Below are 19,943 nucleotides of genomic sequence, written 5' to 3'. Positions count from 1 at the left end.
CTACTTGGTTAAGTCCTCGAACCATTAGTACTAGTCCGCTCCATGCGTCACCGCACGTCCACTTCTAGCCTATCTACCTCATCATCTTTGAGGGGTCTTACTTCATTACTGAATGGGAAATCTCATCTCGAGGCGAGTTTCACACTTAGATGCTTTCAGCGTTTATCTCATCCGTACATAGCTACTCAGCGATGCTCCTGGCGGAACAACTGATACACCAGTGGTACGTCCACCCCGGTCCTCTCGTACTAAGGGCAGCTCCTCTCAAATTTCCTACGCCCGCGACGGATAGGGACCGAACTGTCTCACGACGTTCTGAACCCAGCTCGCGTACCGCTTTAATGGGCGAACAGCCCAACCCTTGGGACCGACTACAGCCCCAGGATGCGATGAGCCGACATCGAGGTGCCAAACCTCCCCGTCGATGTGGACTCTTGGGGGAGATAAGCCTGTTATCCCCAGGGTAGCTTTTGTCCGTTGAGCGATGGCCCTTCCATGCGGAACCACCGGATCACTAAGCCCTACTTTCGTACCTGCTCGACTGGTAAGTCTCACAGTCAAGCTCCCTTGTGCCTTTACACTCTGCGAATGATTTCCAACCATTCTGAGGGAACCTTTGGGCGCCTCCGTTACCTTTTAGGAGGCGACCGCCCCAGTCAAACTGCCTGCCAGACACTGTCTTCCACCACGCTTAGTGGTGTGAGTTAGAGTGTTCATACAACGAGGGTAGTATCCCACGTTTGCCTCCATCGAAACTAGCGTCCCGATTTCTACGGCTCCTACCTATGCTGTACAAGCTGCACAAACACTCAATATCAAGCTACAGTAAAGCTCCATGGGGTCTTTCCGTCCTGTCGCGGGTAACCCGCATCTTCACGGGTCTTTAAATTTCACCGAGTCTCTCGTTGAGACAGCGCCCAGATCGTTACGCCTTTCGTGCGGGTCGGAACTTACCCGACAAGGAATTTCGCTACCTTAGGACCGTTATAGTTACGGCCGCCGTTTACTGGGGCTTCAATTCGTACCTTCGCCGAAGCTAAGCACTCCTTTTAACCTTCCAGCACCGGGCAGGCGTCAGCCCCTATACGTCATCTTACGATTTTGCAGAAACCTGTGTTTTTGATAAACAGTCGCCTGGGCCTATTCACTGCGGCTCAGCTTGCGCTGAGCACCCCTTCTCCCGAAGTTACGGGGTCATTTTGCCGAGTTCCTTAACGAGAGTTCACTCGCTCACCTTAGGATGCTCTCCTCGACTACCTGTGTCGGTTTGCGGTACGGGCAGGTAAACACTAACTAGAAGCTTTTCTCGGCAGCGTGACATCACAAACTTCCCTACTTGATTTCGGTCCTCATCACAACTTGTCCTTATGACAGCAAGCATTTGACTCACTCTCAGACTTATTGCTTGACCCAGCTTTTCCAACTGCTGGGTTCTGTTAGCCTTCTGCGTCCCTCCATTGTTCAAACATGTTCACCTGGTACAGGAATCTCAACCTGTTAGCCATCGACTACGCCTTTCGGCCTCGCCTTAGGTCCCGACTAACCCTGGGAGGACGAGCCTTCCCCAGGAAACCTTAGTCATACGGTGGACAGGATTCTCACCTGTCTTTCGCTACTCATACCGGCATTCTCACTTCTAAGCGCTCCACCAGTCCTCACGGTCTGACTTCATCGCCCTTAGAACGCTCTCCTATCGCGCCACTGATGTGGCACCCGTAGTTTCGGTGGTGTGTTTAGCCCCGGTACATTTTCGGCGCAGAATCACTCGACTAGTGAGCTATTACGCACTCTTTAAATGGTGGCTGCTTCTGAGCCAACATCCTAGTTGTCTATGCAACTTCACATCCTTTTCCACTTAACACACACTTAGGGACCTTAACTGACGATCTGGGCTGTTCCCCTTTCGACAATGGATCTTATCACTCACTGTCTGACTCCCGGACATACGTGATTGGCATTCGGAGTTTATCTTAATTTAGTAACCCGAGATGGGCCCCGCACCAAAACAGTGCTCTACCTCCAACACGCTATCTTCCGAGGCTAGCCCTAAAGCTATTTCGGAGAGAACCAGCTATCTCCAAGTTCGATTGGAATTTCACCGCTACCCACACCTCATCCCAACATTTTTCAACATGTACGGGTTCGGGCCTCCAGTGCGTTTTACCGCACCTTCACCCTGGACATGGGTAGGTCACCTGGTTTCGGGTCTACAACAACATACTCGAACGCCCATTTCAGACTCGCTTTCGCTACGGCTCCGGTCTTTCCACCTTAACCTTGCATGTTATCGTAACTCGCCGGTTCATTCTACAAAAGGCACGCTATCACCCATTAACGGGCTCTAACTTGTTGTAGGCACATGGTTTCAGGAACTTTTTCACTCCCCTTCCGGGGTGCTTTTCACCTTTCCCTCACGGTACTGGTTCACTATCGGTCACTAGGGAGTATTTAGCCTTACGAGATGGTCCTCGCAGTTTCCGACCGGATTTCACGTGTCCGGCCGTACTCAGGATCCTACACGGGAGTTTGCTTACTTTCGCATACGGGGCTATCACCCTGTTTCGCTCAGCTTCCCAGCTGCTTCTGCTAATAAACAAATTTGTAACTCCACAACGGTAGTCCTACAACCCCAGTGTGCAAGCACACTGGTTTGGGCTTCTCCGCGTTCGCTCGCCGCTACTGACGGAATCGATTTTTCTTTCTTCTCCTGTTGCTAATGAGATGTTTCAGTTCACAACGTCTACCTTCGTTCAACTATGTATTCATTGAACGATAACTTGCATCACAAGTTGGGTTCCCCCATTCGGAAATCCCCGGATCATAGCTTACTTACAGCTCCCCGAGGCATATCGGTGTTAGTCCCGTCCTTCATCGGCTCCTAGTGCCAAGGCATTCACCATGCGCCCTTAATAACTTAACCGATCAACTCTCGTTGATGATTTCGTTTGAGTATTGTGACTCAATGGTCACAAGCGATTTTAAACTGATTTAAAAAACTCAAAAAATTACGCGGTGTATTTTTTCGGCTCAATTTAATTGATTAATATCAATTGAAATGAATTTAAAAATTTACAATTATGATTCAGTTTTCAAAGAACTAATAAGCAACCGTTTGGTTGCGATGGAGAATATCGGGATCGAACCGATGACCTCCTGCTTGCAAAGCAGGCGCTCTCCCAGCTGAGCTAATTCCCCATATCATGGGACTGAGAGGACTCGAACCTCCGACCTCACCCTTATCAGGGGTGCGCTCTAACCAGCTGAGCTACAGTCCCAGAGATTCGACTCTCTGTCTTCATTGAGTGTAAATCACTCAAAACTAAATATCGTTTCGTTGATTGTGTAGGTTTCCGATTTTCCTTAGAAAGGAGGTGATCCAGCCGCAGGTTCTCCTACGGCTACCTTGTTACGACTTCACCCTAATCATCTGTCCCACCTTAGACGGCTGGCTCCTAAAAGGTTACCCCACCGGCTTTGGGTGTTACAAACTCTCATGGTGTGACGGGCGGTGTGTACAAGACCCGGGAACGTATTCACCGCGGCGTGCTGATCCGCGATTACTAGCGATTCCGACTTCATGTAGGCGAGTTGCAGCCTACAATCCGAACTGAGACATACTTTAAGAGATTAGCGCACCCTCGCGGGTTGGCGACTCGTTGTATATGCCATTGTAGCACGTGTGTAGCCCAGGTCATAAGGGGCATGATGATTTGACGTCATCCCCACCTTCCTCCGGTTTGTCACCGGCAGTCTCACTAGAGTGCCCAACTGAATGCTGGCAACTAATAATAAGGGTTGCGCTCGTTGCGGGACTTAACCCAACATCTCACGACACGAGCTGACGACAACCATGCACCACCTGTCACCTTGTCCCCGAAGGGAACGTCCTATTTCTAGGATTAGCAAGGGATGTCAAGACCTGGTAAGGTTCTTCGCGTTGCTTCGAATTAAACCACATGCTCCACCGCTTGTGCGGGTCCCCGTCAATTCCTTTGAGTTTCAACCTTGCGGTCGTACTCCCCAGGCGGAGTGCTTAATGCGTTAGCTACGACACTCAAGGGCGGAAACCCTCGAACATCTAGCACTCATCGTTTACGGTGTGGACTACCAGGGTATCTAATCCTGTTTGCTACCCACACTTTCGAGCCTCAACGTCAGTTACAGTCCAGAAAGCCGCCTTCGCCACTGGTGTTCTTCCATATATCTACGCATTTCACCGCTACACATGGAGTTCCACTTTCCTCTACTGCACTCAAGTCATCCAGTTTCCAAAGCCATTCCTCAGTTGAGCTGAGGGCTTTCACTTCAGACTTAAATAACCGTCTGCGCTCGCTTTACGCCCAATAAATCCGGATAACGCTTGGAACATACGTATTACCGCGGCTGCTGGCACGTATTTAGCCGTTCCTTTCTGGTAAGATACCGTCACACACTGAACAGTTACTCTCAGTGCCGTTCTTCTCTTATAACAGTGTTTTACGAGCCGAAACCCTTCATCACACACGCGGCGTTGCTCCATCAGGCTTGCGCCCATTGTGGAAGATTCCCTACTGCTGCCTCCCGTAGGAGTATGGGCCGTGTCTCAGTCCCATTGTGGCCGATCAGTCTCTCAACTCGGCTATGCATCATGGCCTTGGTAAGCCTTTACCTTACCAACTAGCTAATGCACCGCGGGTCCATCTCTTAGTGATAGCAGAACCATCTTTCAACCAACAACCATGCGGTTGTTGGTATTATACGGTATTAGCACTTGTTTCCAAATGTTATCCCCTGCTAAGAGGTAGGTTACCCACGTGTTACTCACCCGTTCGCCACTCTTTGTCAGATAAAATCAAATCTGAGCAAGCTCGTCATTTCATTTAAAGACAAAGCGTTCGACTTGCATGTATTAGGCACGCCGCCAGCGTTCATCCTGAGCCAGGATCAAACTCTCATTTTAAAAGCTTGAGTATAACTCATTGTTTTTTTGTTGTTTAACAGAAGTTAAACGAATTTACTAGCGAATTGACTTCGCAAATGTTTTTGTATCAAGCAAATTGCTTGATGACCCTACACATTTGTTTCATCGAAACGATATTCAGTTTTCAATGATCTACGTTGCGTCCCACAACTCAATTAGTTTATCAACAAACTATTCATCTGTCAATAACTAATTTTCAGATTAACAAAGCAATCCGAAACGTTTACCACAACTCAAACTATATTACAGTATGTTGATTTAAATGTCAACACTATAATTTAGATAAGTTTTGATGTGATTTGAATTGATTTTTAAATCATTTCCAAAACCCAACTTTTATATAATACGACGTTATAAAGCAGATTGCAAGTACTAATTTAAAAACCTATGCAACTAAAGAATAAGCAAATGACATTTTTTCTATATAAAAAGGTAATTCTCCAAATAATCAGAGAATTACCTATTAACATGATGCTATTTATCAAACAATGACACTTATTTTAACGCATCGTTGGGAATAACAATACGTCACGAATGGTATCTGCATTTGTTAGTAACATCACTAACCGATCAATACCGATACCTAATCCACCAGTAGGTGGCATACCATACTCTAGAGCCTCAATAAAGTCTTCATCAATACCTTCAGCTTCATCGTTTCCAGCTGCCCGCTCGGCTGCTTGTGCTTCAAAACGTTCACGTTGGTCAATCGGATCATTCAGCTCAGTAAAGGCGTTAGCATACTCACCGCCCGAAATAAACAATTCAAAACGTTGTGCAAAACGCTGATCATCGTCACTCTTCTTTGCCAATGGTGATACTTCTACTGGATGACCATAGACAAAAGTTGGTTCAATTAATGTCTCTTCCACAAAGTCCTCAAAGAACTCATTAATAATATGACCAATGCCCCAGTATTGTTCATACTTTACACCCTTTTCATCAGCAATCGCACGAGCTTCTTCAATGGTGTAATGTTGCCAAAAATCAACGCCCGTTTTCTCTTTGATTAAGTCCACCATATGTTTGCGAGCAAACGGCTTAGCCAAATCAATCGTGTTATCTTGGTAGGTGATAATCATATCATCTGCAACAACCTTTGCAGCTGCTTTAAAAATATTTTCAGTCTCAGTCATGACGTCACTAAGATCCCAAAAAGCAGCGTATGATTCCATGACCGTAAATTCGGGATTGTGCTTTGGATCCATCCCCTCATTTCGGAAGACGCGACCAATTTCATAAACGCGTTCCATGCCACCAACAATTAAACGTTTTAAATGCAACTCAAGCGCAATACGCATATACAAGTCAATATTTAATGCATTGTGATGTGTAATAAATGGCCGTGCTGCAGCGCCACCAGCAGCATTTTGTAGCATCGGTGTTTCCACTTCTATAAAGCCATCGCCATCCATGTAGGAACGAATAGCAGAAATGATCTTTGACCGCTTTTGGAAACGTTCAAAAGATTCATCATTTGCAATCAAATCCAAATATCGTTGACGATATTTTGTCTCAACATCGGTTAACCCATGGAACTTATCAGGCAATGGACGCAAAGCTTTTGATAAGTGCGTAATTTCAGTCACATTTAATGACAATTCACCAGCACGTGTCTTCATGATGGTTCCTTTAAAGCCTAACCAATCACCTAAATCTGACTTCTTAAACCAATCGTAAGCCTCTTCACCAACAACAGGCTTTTGAACAAAGACTTGGATACGTCCTGAACGATCCTTAATATCAGCAAAACTAATTTTACCTGAGCGACGCTTTGTCATCATACGTCCAGCAATTGCTACTTCATTTGCTTGTGCTTCTAAATCTTCACCTGAAACATCATCATACAATGCATGTAATTCAGATGCCATATGCGTCCGATCAAAGCGGTGACCAAATGGATCGATCCCTGCATCACGCAGTTCAGTCATTTTTTCACGGCGCTTGATCATTTGGTCATTTAATGACACTTGTTGGTCAGCCATAATCCTATTCCTGCCTCATTTTTCCTTTTATTAGTTCGTTGTTGGTTTTCACCATACATATCTATAAGTTTGCCAATCTTCTGCAAATTTTGCAAGCCTCAACACTAATTTTTTCCACTAACAACTTTATTAGCAATAATTGATTGTAATTCACTTTCATCAAAATTAATAATCTTACCAGTAAAACGATCAACAATTTCAATACCATGATCTTCTGCTAAAATCGTTTGTAATTCTGATAATGGTAAAGTTGCTAACATTCGTGCATAGTCATGCTTTGTAATTTCAGGATACAAAGCAACTTCTGTTGTTGATAATACTTTGATAGTTTCTGCACCAAACAAATTTGTTAACAAATCACTCGCTGTAAATCCTTCCATCATTTGTGTCGAAATAGCTGGAAAATGCGCCAATTTTTCTTCTAGCACGGCAATATCTTCATCTGTTGCATCTGGTAAAGTTGAAACCATGAACCCACCAGCCGTCACTACCGTACCATCTGGATCAACCATCACAGACACCGCAACTGCAGAGGGGATCTGCTCTGATTTCGCCATGTAGTAAGTTAAATCATCACCAATTTCACCCGTAACTAACGCCACTTGACCAGTGAACGGCTCGTCAGTGCCAAAATCTTTCGTCACAGATAAAAAACCATTTGTCCCAACAGCATCCGCCACATTTGGTTGCCCTTTTAAAGTTAAAGGCAATGTGACTTGCGGATTCGTTACATACCCACGAACTTCTCCCTGTGCAGATGCTTCAACAACGATTTTACCGGCAGGTCCTTGACCATCAATACTAATCGCTAACCGTTCTTCCCCTTTTAGAATCGCATTTGAGACCATTAACGAACCAATGAGTGCACGACCAAGAATTGTTGTCCCCAGTTGTGATGCATCATGAAATGTTGCAACTTTTTTCATCATATCTGTTGCTTCAATAGCAATCGCACGAAATTTACCATCGTTTGTTATCGCACGTACTAATTTATCTGTCATATTGATATCCTTTTCTTTATTGTGTTTTCCGTTATCAAGTGTAACACACCGTGTATGAAATTTGAGCCTTTGTTGCATAGCAAAAAAGAGTTAGAAAAATAAATTTTCTAACTCTTAATCTAACCATTATTAGGCTTCATCATGATCATCATCATCAGACTTATTCTCTGGTGTGATTGCTTCTGAAGCTGTTATTTGTTCAGAAGAAACATCTTCAGTCAACTTATCATTGGCTGCTTTCTTTGCTTCTTCATATGACATTGGTGTTGCTCCTTCTGATTTTGAGCCATCTTTATCTGGCATCTTACCAGTGTTGAACAAACTCAAAATTTGCTTCTCATCCAACGTCTCATACTCTAACAAAGCTTGCGCAATGGCTTCATGACGTTCTTTATAACGTAAGATAATGTCGCATGCTGTTTCATAACCTTGCGTTGTAATATGGCGAACTTCTTCATCAATTAGGCGTGACGTTGTATCTGAGTATAATGGTTGACCATACTGTGGTCCATTATTCTTTTCCAACTGAACCATTCCCAACTTATCAGACATACCATATTGCGTTACCATAGCACGCGCAAGTCCAGTAGCCTGCTCAAAGTCGTTCGAAGCACCTGAAGATTGTTGATTAAATATCAAGACTTCAGCCGCACGACCACCCATCAAACCAGCAACTTGATCCATCGCATCAGTCTTACTCATCAGCATCTGATCTTCACGAGGAAGCATAATGGCATAACCACCTGCTCGTCCACGTGGAACAATCGTTACTTTATGAACGACACGTGCTTCATTTAATACCAAACCAACAATCGCATGTCCAGCTTCGTGATAAGCAACTGTTTCACGTTCTTTTGCTGAAACCACACGATCTTTCTTGGCAGGTCCAGCAATCACACGATCTTCAGCTTCATCCAAATCTTTTGCAGTAATCGTATTATTGTTTTGACGAGCAGCTAACAAAGCCGCTTCATTTAACAAGTTTTCCAAGTCAGCACCGACAAAGCCAGGTGTTTGCTTAGCAATTTCTTTCAAATCAACGCTTGAATCTAATGGTTTGTTCTTTGCATGAACCTTCAAGATTGCTTCACGACCCTTAACATCAGGTTGTCCAACCAAAATCTTTCGATCAAAACGACCAGGACGAAGTAAAGCAGGATCCAACACATCGGAACGGTTTGTGGCTGCCATGACGATAACACCTTCATTACCTTCGAACCCATCCATTTCGACCAACATTTGGTTCAATGTTTGTTCACGTTCATCATGGCCACCGCCCATGCCGTTACCACGCTGACGTCCAACCGCATCAATTTCATCGATAAAGATAATTGATGGCGCTGCTTTCTTGGCATTTTCGAACAAATCACGCACACGGCTAGCACCAACACCAACGAACATTTCAACGAAATCTGAACCAGAAATTGAGAAGAATGGCACACCAGCTTCACCAGCAACCGCTTTGGCAAGCAATGTTTTACCAGTTCCGGGAGGGCCCTCTAATAGAACACCTGATGGAATACGAGCACCTAACTTCAAGAACTTCTTTGGATCTTTCAAGAACTCAACAACTTCAACCAGTTCTTGTTTTTCTTCTTCAGCACCTGCTACATCTGCGAAGCGCTTCTTATTTTCTGATGGGTCAGCTGGCTTTGCCTTTGACTTACCAATACCCATCATATTGCCACGACCACCTTGACCACCTTGGTTCAAGCCACCCATCATGAGGTAGAACAAACCAACCATTAAGATCAATGGTAATATCGTGACCAAGAAGGTTCCCCAGAAATTAGTAGGTTGTGGCTTTGTCGTAATATCAGTGTCTGCTTTTTCAGCAATTTTTTGGACATTAGCAACAACTGTGTCACTACCGACTAACTTTGTCTCAAAGGAAGTTGCCTTTCCTGATTGACCACCGCCTAACAGTGACGCAAAGGTATCGTTATCACCCGAATTTTTACTTGACTGTGCTTTGGTATACTCACCCTTGACGTTGTAGACACCATCGCCTGGCTGAATCGTGACTTTTGAAATTTTCTTGTCACGCAATTCCGTCATAAATGTTGACGTAGAGATAGTCTTCGTATTTGAGGTCTGTGTGGGCCCGGCTACCCAATATATCAAACCCATAATACCAAGGACTACGATTACGTAAAACAAACTATTTCGGACAAAATTCCCGTTTCGTTGGTTTTTCATCAATTCCTCCTGCAGATAGTAATAGCAGTTACTATCATATTATTATGTACGACATGATTAATTTACAGTTTAATTAGTGATTTGGTGTGATATCTACCGTGTCAACAACATCAGCATGTTTTGGATCATAAACTTCACGTTTCAAAACACCAACATAGGGTAGATTACGGTATAGTTGCTTGTAATCAAGACCATACCCTACCACGAAGGCTTTTGGTACATCAAAGCCAACATAGTCAACTGCTGCTTCCACAACACGACCATCTTTTTTATCCAATAAACTAGCAGTTTTTACTGATTTTGCACCACGACTTTTTAATAACTCAATCATAAACTTTAGTGACCGGCCAGTATCCACGATATCTTCCATGATAATGACATCACGACCATTGATATCCGTTTGTAGATCCGTTACCAAATCTACATTTCCTGATGAAGAGACGCCACCGTTATAGCTAGAAACATCAATGAATTCGACTTCTGCATATTGCATATGACGCATTACATCAACTGTCCACAAAACAGCACCTTTTAGTACTGAAAGAATAATCGGTGTCCGACCCTGATAGTCAGCAACTAATTGCTCGCCAACACGCTTCGCAGCTTTCGCAATATCTGCCTCGCTATATAATATCCGTTCGATATCATTATTCATGTCCGGTTGGTTCATGTTTTGTTAATCTCCTAAATCTTAATTCCCCTACTGTTACATAGATTTAAGAATAACATGTTTATCTCCAAATGTTTAGTCAATAACTCAAAGAACTATAAAAGTTTTAACCTTTTAACAATCGCAACCATTGATGATCCCTCACTAATTGTTCATTTTCACTTAATTGCACTGTGCCAATCGCAACATTTTGATTTCTCATTAATTGAATCACTTGGCGCAATTGCCGATTTTTAATATCTAATATTTGTTGTTCTTGCAACCATCGTTGTAGCACCAATAATAATTGATCGGTTGGTAATTGCCAATCAAGTGTGCCAGCTTTTAATCGCTGAACACCACGATCCAATTGTGGCAACGCCAATGTTTGTAATGCTGTTAATTGATCTGCAAAATCTATAATATGATCTAATGCTTGATGATTAATTTGCTGTAAATCAGGAATAACGGCATGGCGGAGACGATTTCGTGCATATTGCTGATCATTATTCGTATAGTCGTCAATCCATTCTTGCACAGGTTCCTTAACCAAATCATCAAGAGCCGCTTTGGGAATCCCTAAGAATGGTCGAACCAACTCTAATCCATTTGACAAAGTTTGTTTTGCTGCCATCCCTGTCAATTGATCTAATCGACTCCCACGCACTAATTTATATAGAATTGTTTCTACTTGATCATCACGATGATGTGCGGTCACAATCATATTTGCACCGATCTTTTTTGCAATGGTAAACATCGCTGCATATCTTTTTTCACGCGCTTGTTCTTCGACTGCAACAGTCGGTGCTTCTGGCCAATCTAATCGTTGTACCGTAGTCGTCTTTAAATGTGGCGTCTTTTCAAAAATATGGCGTACAAACTGTTCTTCCTCTGATGCATCTGATCGCAGTTGATGATTAATGTAGATCGCACTAACTTGTGGTTGAATATCCAATGGTAACCCACCATCAGTCAGCCAACGCAACAACCGTAACGAATCTTGTCCACCAGATACTGCCACCAAAACATGATCCGTCGCCTGAAACAACCGTTGCTCACGTATCTGTCGAATTAAATTGGCTCGTAATACTTTGGGTTTCATTCTATTTACCCTACCTTTTTGCTGACTAATCTTATTATATGTCAAAATAGCACAAAACTAATGTCGCATTTCATAATGGCACACCAAAACAATGACATGTTATAAACGATTAAAAGGCGGAAGTATCCGATATAATCAGAAAACTTCCGCCTAATCAGACGACATATTGCCCATCATCGGTTAAATTAATCAGGGATATTAAAGACAACTTCATTATCTTTCGTGTACATGTACTTCTCACGAACTAATTTTTCCAAATAGCTATCATCACCCAAATCTTTAACTTCTTGTTTTAAATCAGAATGCGAATTTTTGGCATTCGTTAACGTCTGATTCGTTTCCTGCAAACCAGCAGATGCCGTCGTATACTTTGTATATTGTTTGTGAAGATTAACCATTGCAATCACAGCAACAATAATGATAATGACTGCTAAAATCAAACGACGCCGAAAATGAATATAGCGTGAATACCGAGCTTGCCGTGCTTCATAGACAATATGATTTTTACCAGCAGCGTTTAGTGGTTGTATATTTGATTGTCTTTTAATTTTACGCATCCCTAATCACCTTCCTGATAGTCATATCAAATCTCAATCGATATTCTTAAACACTATAACTGTACCGCAAGAATTAAATTTTCTTAACTCTCATTATCATTTCTTAATAATTTCGTATAAAAACATAACAGAACGTTATCTTATTCCGCATCAAAATCCTGCGCATATGATTCTGAAACAATGCGATACATGTGTTCAGCTTCATCTTTTTTGGTTGTTTCAACAATTCGTTCAACTGCAATGACTGATGTTTTATTACCAAACCGAATTGTTAATTCGTCACCTGTTTTGACATCACTAGATGACTTGGCTTTTTTGCCATTAATGTCAATTCGTCCTTGATCTGAAATATCTTTTGCTACTGAACGTCGTTTAATTAAACGTGAGACCTTTAAATATTTATCTAATCGCATGAGTTTCCCTTTCGTTTTAAGAAATGATATATTTTATAACCTTTAGGTAAGGCGTACCATTCTTCCATTGACAACAGACGTAAATGCCAAATCATCATTATAAATATTATTATACCAATTAGGACCGCTATTATGAGCGTTAATAAGCTAGCCACTCGTGATGAACCAATAATCAAGTCGCTTACTTGACACCACGCACCTGCACCAATCAATACAGATAGTAATGTCGCCCCTAATTTTAGCCACCAATTCTTGCCATGCCAATGTTGTCGTAATTGTTTTGGTAAGCGACGCGTCACGAAATATAACATCGGCAACAAGGCAATAAAAGTTGCCCATGAAGCTCCAAAAATACCGTAACGAGAAATTAAAATCATATTCAACACATATTTCAAGATCATGGTGATAAGTACAAACCAACCAACCCATCGCGTATAGTCTAAACTTTGCAGCACACTCGTGATAATTAAAATCAATGTTGCAGGTATAATCGTCAACACAAAAATCATTAAGGCACTGCTACCTTCGCGGGTGCTAAACAGCACCTGATTAACCACAGGCATAACAGCTATCAAACCAATTGTTGCAACACCAGATAAAATCAACGATAACCTTAACATCATTTGAAAATCGTGTTTAAAATCACTATCGGCGTGTCGAACAACATGATGACGTAATACTGGTAGTAAAGATGTACTGACTGCCGTTGCCAATACCATACCAAGTTGCACGAGTGGCTGACCTCGATCGTAAACACCTTTAGCATACTCTGCTGCATGTGCCGTCAAACCAGATACTTCTAATAATCCTTTTGTCGAAAAAGAATCAACCAATTGTAACAGTACTAACAATCCTGTCAACATCGCTAATAAATTACCTTCAGACCATAAACGTCGAAAAATATGTAACCAGCCAATCGTCCGATCTTTTTTGATTTCTTGCGAAAGCGGTAATTGCCAAACTGACCGAATCGTTTTCGTCATATACCCCGTTGCCAGTATACCAGCAACTGCTGCTGCTGCCATTGCCCAAGTACCAATTCTATACACTGACCAATTAGCATGTACACCCCACCAAGCAACACCAATAATAATACCCACACGCACGATTTGCTCAATGACTTGTGAGACTGCCGTTGGCACCATATTTAACTGACCTTGCGCAAAGCCACGACCAACTGATAAGAATGGCATCAGCCAAAACATCCAGGCAACAGCTCTAATAACAGGTATCAACTTTAAATCATCACCCATACCTAAAGCCAATATTGGTGCACCACCATAAACTAGTAAAAAAAGAAAGCAGCTGATCATCAGTAATAACCAAAATAAGCGTCGGGCCACTAGTTGTTGGCGTGCCTCGCTTGTTTGTTCTGTAATGATCTTAGAAATAAATAATGGCCAACCACTCAAAGCTAGTACCATACCAATACCATAAATAGGATAAACCTGTTGATAGACATAAAAGCCAGTATTGCCAACTAAGTTTTGAAAAGGAATCCGATACACGGCACTTAGTATCTTTGCAATAATACCAGCTAACGTTAAAATACCCGCACCAGCCATCAAATTTTGACTACTTTTACTCATCTACTTAATCCTTTTTTGGCAATAAAGTCTCTAAAAACTGCATTAATGTTTGTAACCATTCATCATCTGTTTGTTTTGGTTGGATCGCCATCGCAAACAATACCGGTTCATTTACTTTAATTTGTCCACGCGTTTTCGTCAAGGACATTGCTTGTTGCACTTGTTCACTTGTCATTTGTGCCTGCTTATCAAAGTCTACTGTGACAATCATTGGCTGATTAATCGTCCGCTTAATTTGTGCAATACCAAGTTGATCAGCCAATGCCTTTAATTTTGACACAACCAACAAACGATTAGCTGCTGCTGGTATGTCACCAAAACGATCTACCAAATCATCTGTAATTTCTGCAAATTGTTCTGGCTTGGTTGCTTTACGAATACGTTGATACAAATCAATTTTTTGTGGTCCATCTGCCACATAGTTTGCAGGTAGGTAAGCTTCTACCTGTAAGTCTAATTCTGAATCAAAGCGCTTTTGTTGTTTACCCTGCTTAACAGCAACAGCATCTTGAAGCATTTGTGTGTATAAATCATACCCAACAGCATTAATAAAGCCATGTTGTGATTGCCCTAGTAAATCACCAGCACCACGAATTGACAAGTCACGCATGGCAATCTTAAACCCAGAACCTAACTCAGTGAAATCACGAATGGCTGTTAACCGTTTTTCACTTTCCTCATTCAACGACCGTGTACCTGGATAAGTGAAGTAAGCATACGCCACATGATGTGAACGCCCAACACGCCCGCGCAATTGGTAAAGTTGTGCTAAGCCCATATAATCAGCATTTTCCACAAATAAGGTATTCGCATTAGGAATATCAACACCTGTTTCAATAATCGTGGTTGTCACTAATACATCGTACTCACCATTAATAAAGTCAACCAAAATACCTTCCATTTGTGTTTCTGTCATTTGACCATGGATGTAAGCAACTTGCGCTTCAGGTACTAGACTTTGAATCATGCCAGCGACCTTTTCAATATCGGCAACGCGATTATGTAGATAAAAAGTTTGCCCACCACGTGCCATTTCCCGTTCAATGGCATTCGCAATTACGCGGCCATTTTGCTCCATCACATATGTTTGAATCGGATAACGATTAGCTGGTGGTGTTTCAATCACAGATAAGTCACGAACACCGACCATCGCCATATTTAGTGTTCGTGGAATTGGCGTTGCTGTAAGTGTTAAGACATCAACATTTGTTTGTAAGCTTTTTAATCGTTCCTTGTGTTTCACACCAAAACGCTGTTCTTCGTCAATAATCAGTAGACCAAGATCACCAAAAACGATATCTTTCGCTAACAGACTATGCGTGCCAATAACAATATCAATCGTGTGATTTTTCAAACCGGCCTTAATCTCCGTCATTTGCTTTTTCGTTTGAAAACGTGACATCCAAGCAATCGTGAGATGTGTGCCTTCAAAACGATTCAAAAATGATTCATAATGCTGCTGTGCCAAAATCGTTGTGGGTACCAGCATCGCCACTTGCTTACCCTCATGAGCGGCCTTAAAAGCAGCACGCATCGCGACTTCTGTCTTACCGAAACCAACGTCTCCAACCAATAACCGATCCATTGGTCGTGACTTCTCCATATCGGCTTTAATTTCCTTGATTGAACGAATTTGATCTGGTGTTTCAGGATATGGAAAAGCTGCTTCAAATTCATGCATTGCCTCATCGTCAGGTGCAAAAGCATATCCCTGCTTAACCTCACGTTCAGCATATAAAGCTAATAAGTCATCAGCAATATCTTCAACTTTCTTCGCAACTTTGGCTTTCGCGCGTTGCCATTCCGTCCCACCCATTTTATTGATCTTTGGTGCTTTTTCGGCAGCACCAACATACTTCTGGACAAGATCAAGTTGCGTAACAGGAATAAATAGTTTATCACCTTTTTGATAGGCAATCGTAATATAATCCTGCTTGACACCACGATTTTCAATCGTTTGCATGCCTTCATAAATACCAATACCATGGTTTACATGAACGACATAATCACCTGGTTTTAGTTCATTATAACTTTTAATGCGTTCAGCATTCGATAGCGTTTGTCGTTTTGGTGCCCGTTTCCGAACTTGTTGGAATAACTCTTTTTCTGTCAAAACAACAATTTTTTGCATTGGTAGTTCAAAACCCGCACTTAATGGTAAGGTCGTCACTTGTGTTCTACCCGCAACAATTGCATCAGCCGCCACACGATTTACTTGCATCCCAAAATCGGCTAATGTTTGCACTAATTTTCCCTGTCGTTCATCAGTATTGGTTAGAAAAATAACCGTCATGTTTTGTTTTTGCCAACGTGATATTTCCCCTTTTAACAAGGACATTTGAGCAAAGAATTGTTGTGTTGGTCGCACAGTCACATTTGTGAGACTGGTTTGTCGTAATTGACCAATCCCTCGTTGCAGTGGCGAAAAAATCAAACTGGTTTGCTGAATATCACGCGCTTGATCAGTTAAAGACCAGCCAAAATCAGCATTCGTTAATCCTTGCTGTTTGTCTAACTTATCTGTCCACCAATTTGTGTCATCTAAACGCATTTGTGCCGCATTTTCAACCGCTCGTGGATAATCATCAAAGACAACGTAACCTTTTTTGGGTAAGTAATCAAAAATGCTAGCTGCATCAGGATACAATGTATGCAAATACGCCCGAATCTCTGGTAATAATTGACCATCTGCTAATGATGTCAACAATGGGGTCATCGCCTCTGTTAAATGCCTTTTTTCTGCACCGACAAGTCGGTCACGTTGTTTCGTCATCGCTAGTTCTAATTGCGTACTAGCCGCTTGTCGTGCTGCATCACTGATGACTAAATCAGTGGCAGGTAAAATGGTCAATGTCTCTAGATTTTTAATACTCCGTTGGCTTTCAGCATCAAAAGTGCGCATTGAATCTAATGCTGTATCAAAAAAATCTAGTCGCACAGGATAATCTGCATCTAAGGGATAAATGTCAATAATTGACCCACGAATAGCGTACTCTCCTGGTTGCTCAACTGTTGTATTACGATGATAACCCATTTGATGCAAGCTTGATTCCAATTGCTGCAAATCGTATTCATGATCAAAATCAATGGTTAATTGGGCTTGTTGAAACGTTACAACTGGTGGCAAATAACGTTGCGCACCAGCAATCCCTGTCACAATAACTGCCTGCGGATCTGTTAATAACAGATGCAAAGCCTTCACCCGTGCAAGTCGCGTATCTAATGATGTCACTGCCATTTCTGCTGCTAAACTTTCCTCAGCAGGGAATACAGCAACATGTTTATCTCCCAGCAAAGCCTGTAGATCCTCCGCTAATTGATCTGCATGAAATTGACTATCTGAGACAACCACCATTGGTTGACGATTTTTTTGTTGTAATGCAGCTAAATAAACCGTTCGTGCCGTACCAGAAATACCTGTTATTAAATGACGGCCACCTTTTTTTAAATCAATGGCTAACTGCTGTAATGATTTATCCTGTTGTAAAAGTTCCGTTAGTTGCATAACACATCACTATCCTTTTAATTAAATTGATTCATTAACATTGGCATTTCTTGACCCGCAGCAAAGCTTTCAAAAATTGTCACGGCTTTATCCAATCCGGCTAATAAATCAGCTTGTTCGTCTTTACCAAAATGTCCTAATACATAATCAACAACTGCTTGGTGCACATGGGCTGGATGACCGATTCCAAATTTTAATCGGTTAAATTTTTGCGTATTTAAATGACTAGCAATACTTTTAATCCCATTATGACCACCAGCTGACCCCTGCTGGCGTAAACGTAAACGACCTAGATCCATATCCATATCATCTTGAACAATCAATAAATCTGCTAAATCTAATTTATAGTAATCAACTAACGGCCGAACTGCTTGACCTGAGTCATTCATATAGGTTGTTGGTTTTACTAATATCACTTTTTCATGATTGATATGCACATCAGCCACAAAAGCATGATGTGTGGCATCTTGTTTAAACTTAGCCGAATATTTATTTGCAAACGCGTCAATGGTCATAAACCCAATATTATGGCGTGTCCCATCATATTCTTTACCAATATTGCCTAATCCAACAATCATTTTCATTATTTGTATGCCTCACTTTTTATCTTCAACCAACGCACGAAATGGGTCGAGACTGACTTAGTCCCCACCCTAGTACCTGATTTACTTTGTTTATGGGATGTTACCCTCACGTTCACGAGGTACCCTAATGATTATAAATTTTAAACCAATTTATCCTGATTTGATAGTCTGAAGTTTTTAATACCACTCATTGCTGGTGATCTTAAAAACGTTCATTTGCCATTTCTCATCGTTGGTTTGTGCCATTTGACTATTTATGTTTACGTCATTAAAAAAACTAACAAGTACCCCATTATAATTGGTTACTTGTTAGTCCCTAAAATATCGTATCGTTATTGACTAACCACAATGGCAATTTGCCTTATTTTTTCATACCACGAGCATCTTCCCAGCGTGTCCTAGCAACGGAAGCAACGATGGCAATAACAATCAAACTCACAATGACAATTAATGACGCAACATTTGAAATTTCAAAATGCCAGTGCCACATTTTACCCGCTTCATTTATCAACATCTTTGCGCCAATAAAGGCTAAAATCACCGCCAAAGCATATTTGATATAACGGAACATTGGTAGCAACTTTGATAATGCAAAGAACAATGATCGTAATCCTAATACTGCAAAAATATTTGATGTCACAACAATAAACGTATCTTGTGTCACAGCCAAAACTGCTGGAATAGAATCGACCGCAAATAAAATATCAGATAATTCAATAAAAATTAACGCAATCAGAAATGGTGTCACATAATGCTTGCCATTTTCTTTTACAATAAAGTGTGGCTGACTAACATCATCTTTTACTGGGAGAATCTTACGCAATCCTTGGATCAATTTACTATCATTCAGATCCTGATTTTTTTCCTTATTGAACAACATTTTGATGCCTGTATAAACCAAAAAAATACCAAATAAATACATTAACCATTCAAATTTATGTAACAGTGCTGCTCCTCCTAAAATAAAGAGTACTCGCATGATAATTGCCCCGAAAATTCCCCAGAACAATACGCGATGTTGATAACGGGCTTCGATACCAAAAAAGCCAAATACGAGGATAAAGATGAACAAATTATCCATACTTAATGACTCTTCTAGTAGATAACCCGTTACAAAATCTACGGCATGACCGCTACCTTCAAAATACCAAATACCCGCTGCAAAAATAAATGCTAGCGCGATCCAAACCGCGGTTTGAAAAAGTGATTTACCAAATGTCGGCACCTCTTCTTTTTTATTAAAAACGCCTAAATCCAATGTCAACATGGCAATAACAAATAGAAAAAAGCCAATCCAAACCCAGATACTAACTGTCATTTAATACGCTTCCTTTTATAATAGTTCAATTCTCTATTAGCTTATTTTATCAGATAATGACCACACATGTTGTTACGATTA

General features: G+C 41.6%; 11 protein-coding genes, 2 tRNA genes and 2 rRNA genes. All 15 read right to left on the bottom strand.

Annotated elements, in window-relative coordinates:
• Window positions 1–4: 4 nt before the first annotated feature.
• The 15 genes from ACSKY2_RS07970 to ACSKY2_RS07900 all read right to left on the bottom strand — a co-directional run bounded on the left by ACSKY2_RS07970 (window position 5) and on the right by ACSKY2_RS07900 (window position 19,862).
• Window positions 5–2,920 (bottom strand): 23S ribosomal RNA (locus ACSKY2_RS07970).
• A gap of 202 nt (window positions 2,921–3,122) precedes the next feature.
• Window positions 3,123–3,195: transfer RNA gene (locus ACSKY2_RS07965), tRNA-Ala, on the bottom strand.
• A gap of 6 nt (window positions 3,196–3,201) precedes the next feature.
• A tRNA-Ile gene (locus ACSKY2_RS07960) sits at window positions 3,202–3,275 on the bottom strand.
• Between the two features lie 89 nt (window positions 3,276–3,364).
• Window positions 3,365–4,939: ribosomal RNA gene (locus ACSKY2_RS07955) — 16S ribosomal RNA — on the bottom strand.
• Together the 16S and 23S rRNA genes with 2 tRNA genes alongside form the textbook arrangement of a ribosomal RNA operon.
• Window positions 4,940–5,460: 521 nt before the next feature.
• Entirely contained in the window at window positions 5,461–6,945 is a 1,485-nt protein-coding gene (gene lysS / locus ACSKY2_RS07950) for a lysine--tRNA ligase (RefSeq protein ID WP_489877383.1), read from the bottom strand.
• Between the two features lie 104 nt (window positions 6,946–7,049).
• Window positions 7,050–7,946 carry an Hsp33 family molecular chaperone HslO gene (gene hslO, locus ACSKY2_RS07945; protein ID WP_489877382.1) on the bottom strand — a complete coding sequence of 299 codons (897 nt, stop codon included), beginning with the start codon at window positions 7,944–7,946 and terminating at the stop codon, window positions 7,050–7,052.
• Between the two features lie 129 nt (window positions 7,947–8,075).
• Window positions 8,076–10,145, bottom strand: a complete 2,070-nt coding sequence (ftsH, locus tag ACSKY2_RS07940; protein WP_489877381.1) for an ATP-dependent zinc metalloprotease FtsH — start codon at window positions 10,143–10,145, stop codon at window positions 8,076–8,078.
• A gap of 73 nt (window positions 10,146–10,218) precedes the next feature.
• Window positions 10,219–10,815 (bottom strand): hypoxanthine phosphoribosyltransferase, encoded by a 597-nt coding sequence (gene hpt, locus ACSKY2_RS07935; RefSeq protein WP_489877380.1) that lies wholly within the window; start codon window positions 10,813–10,815, stop codon window positions 10,219–10,221.
• A gap of 106 nt (window positions 10,816–10,921) precedes the next feature.
• Window positions 10,922–11,896 (bottom strand): tRNA lysidine(34) synthetase TilS, encoded by a 975-nt coding sequence (gene tilS / locus ACSKY2_RS07930; protein ID WP_489877379.1) that lies wholly within the window; start codon window positions 11,894–11,896, stop codon window positions 10,922–10,924.
• A gap of 185 nt (window positions 11,897–12,081) precedes the next feature.
• Window positions 12,082–12,453, bottom strand: a complete 372-nt coding sequence (locus ACSKY2_RS07925; protein WP_489840344.1) for an FtsB family cell division protein — start codon at window positions 12,451–12,453, stop codon at window positions 12,082–12,084.
• A gap of 140 nt (window positions 12,454–12,593) precedes the next feature.
• Complete coding sequence (locus ACSKY2_RS07920) at window positions 12,594–12,866, bottom strand: RNA-binding S4 domain-containing protein (protein WP_489840345.1); 273 nt, start codon at window positions 12,864–12,866, stop codon at window positions 12,594–12,596.
• Window positions 12,857–14,455, bottom strand: a complete 1,599-nt coding sequence (locus ACSKY2_RS07915) for a polysaccharide biosynthesis protein (RefSeq protein ID WP_489877378.1) — start codon at window positions 14,453–14,455, stop codon at window positions 12,857–12,859. Before ACSKY2_RS07915 ends, ACSKY2_RS07920 begins: the two co-directional genes overlap by 10 nt.
• Before the next feature lie 4 nt (window positions 14,456–14,459).
• Entirely contained in the window at window positions 14,460–17,960 is a 3,501-nt protein-coding gene (gene mfd, locus ACSKY2_RS07910; RefSeq protein WP_489877377.1) for a transcription-repair coupling factor, read from the bottom strand.
• Between the two features lie 17 nt (window positions 17,961–17,977).
• Window positions 17,978–18,544, bottom strand: coding sequence for an aminoacyl-tRNA hydrolase (gene pth, locus ACSKY2_RS07905; protein ID WP_489877376.1), 567 nt, complete (start codon window positions 18,542–18,544; stop codon window positions 17,978–17,980).
• Between the two features lie 361 nt (window positions 18,545–18,905).
• The gene (locus tag ACSKY2_RS07900) at window positions 18,906–19,862 is read right to left on the bottom strand and encodes a TerC family protein (protein ID WP_489877375.1); all 957 of its coding nucleotides are present in this window, start codon (window positions 19,860–19,862) and stop codon (window positions 18,906–18,908) included.
• Between the last annotated feature and the right edge of the window lie 81 nt (window positions 19,863–19,943).

The sequence above is a fragment of the Weissella sp. ESL1156 genome (assembly GCF_058505625.1).
Note: the sequence above shows the minus strand (reverse complement) of the source record. Positions and strands in the feature narration are given on the sequence as shown.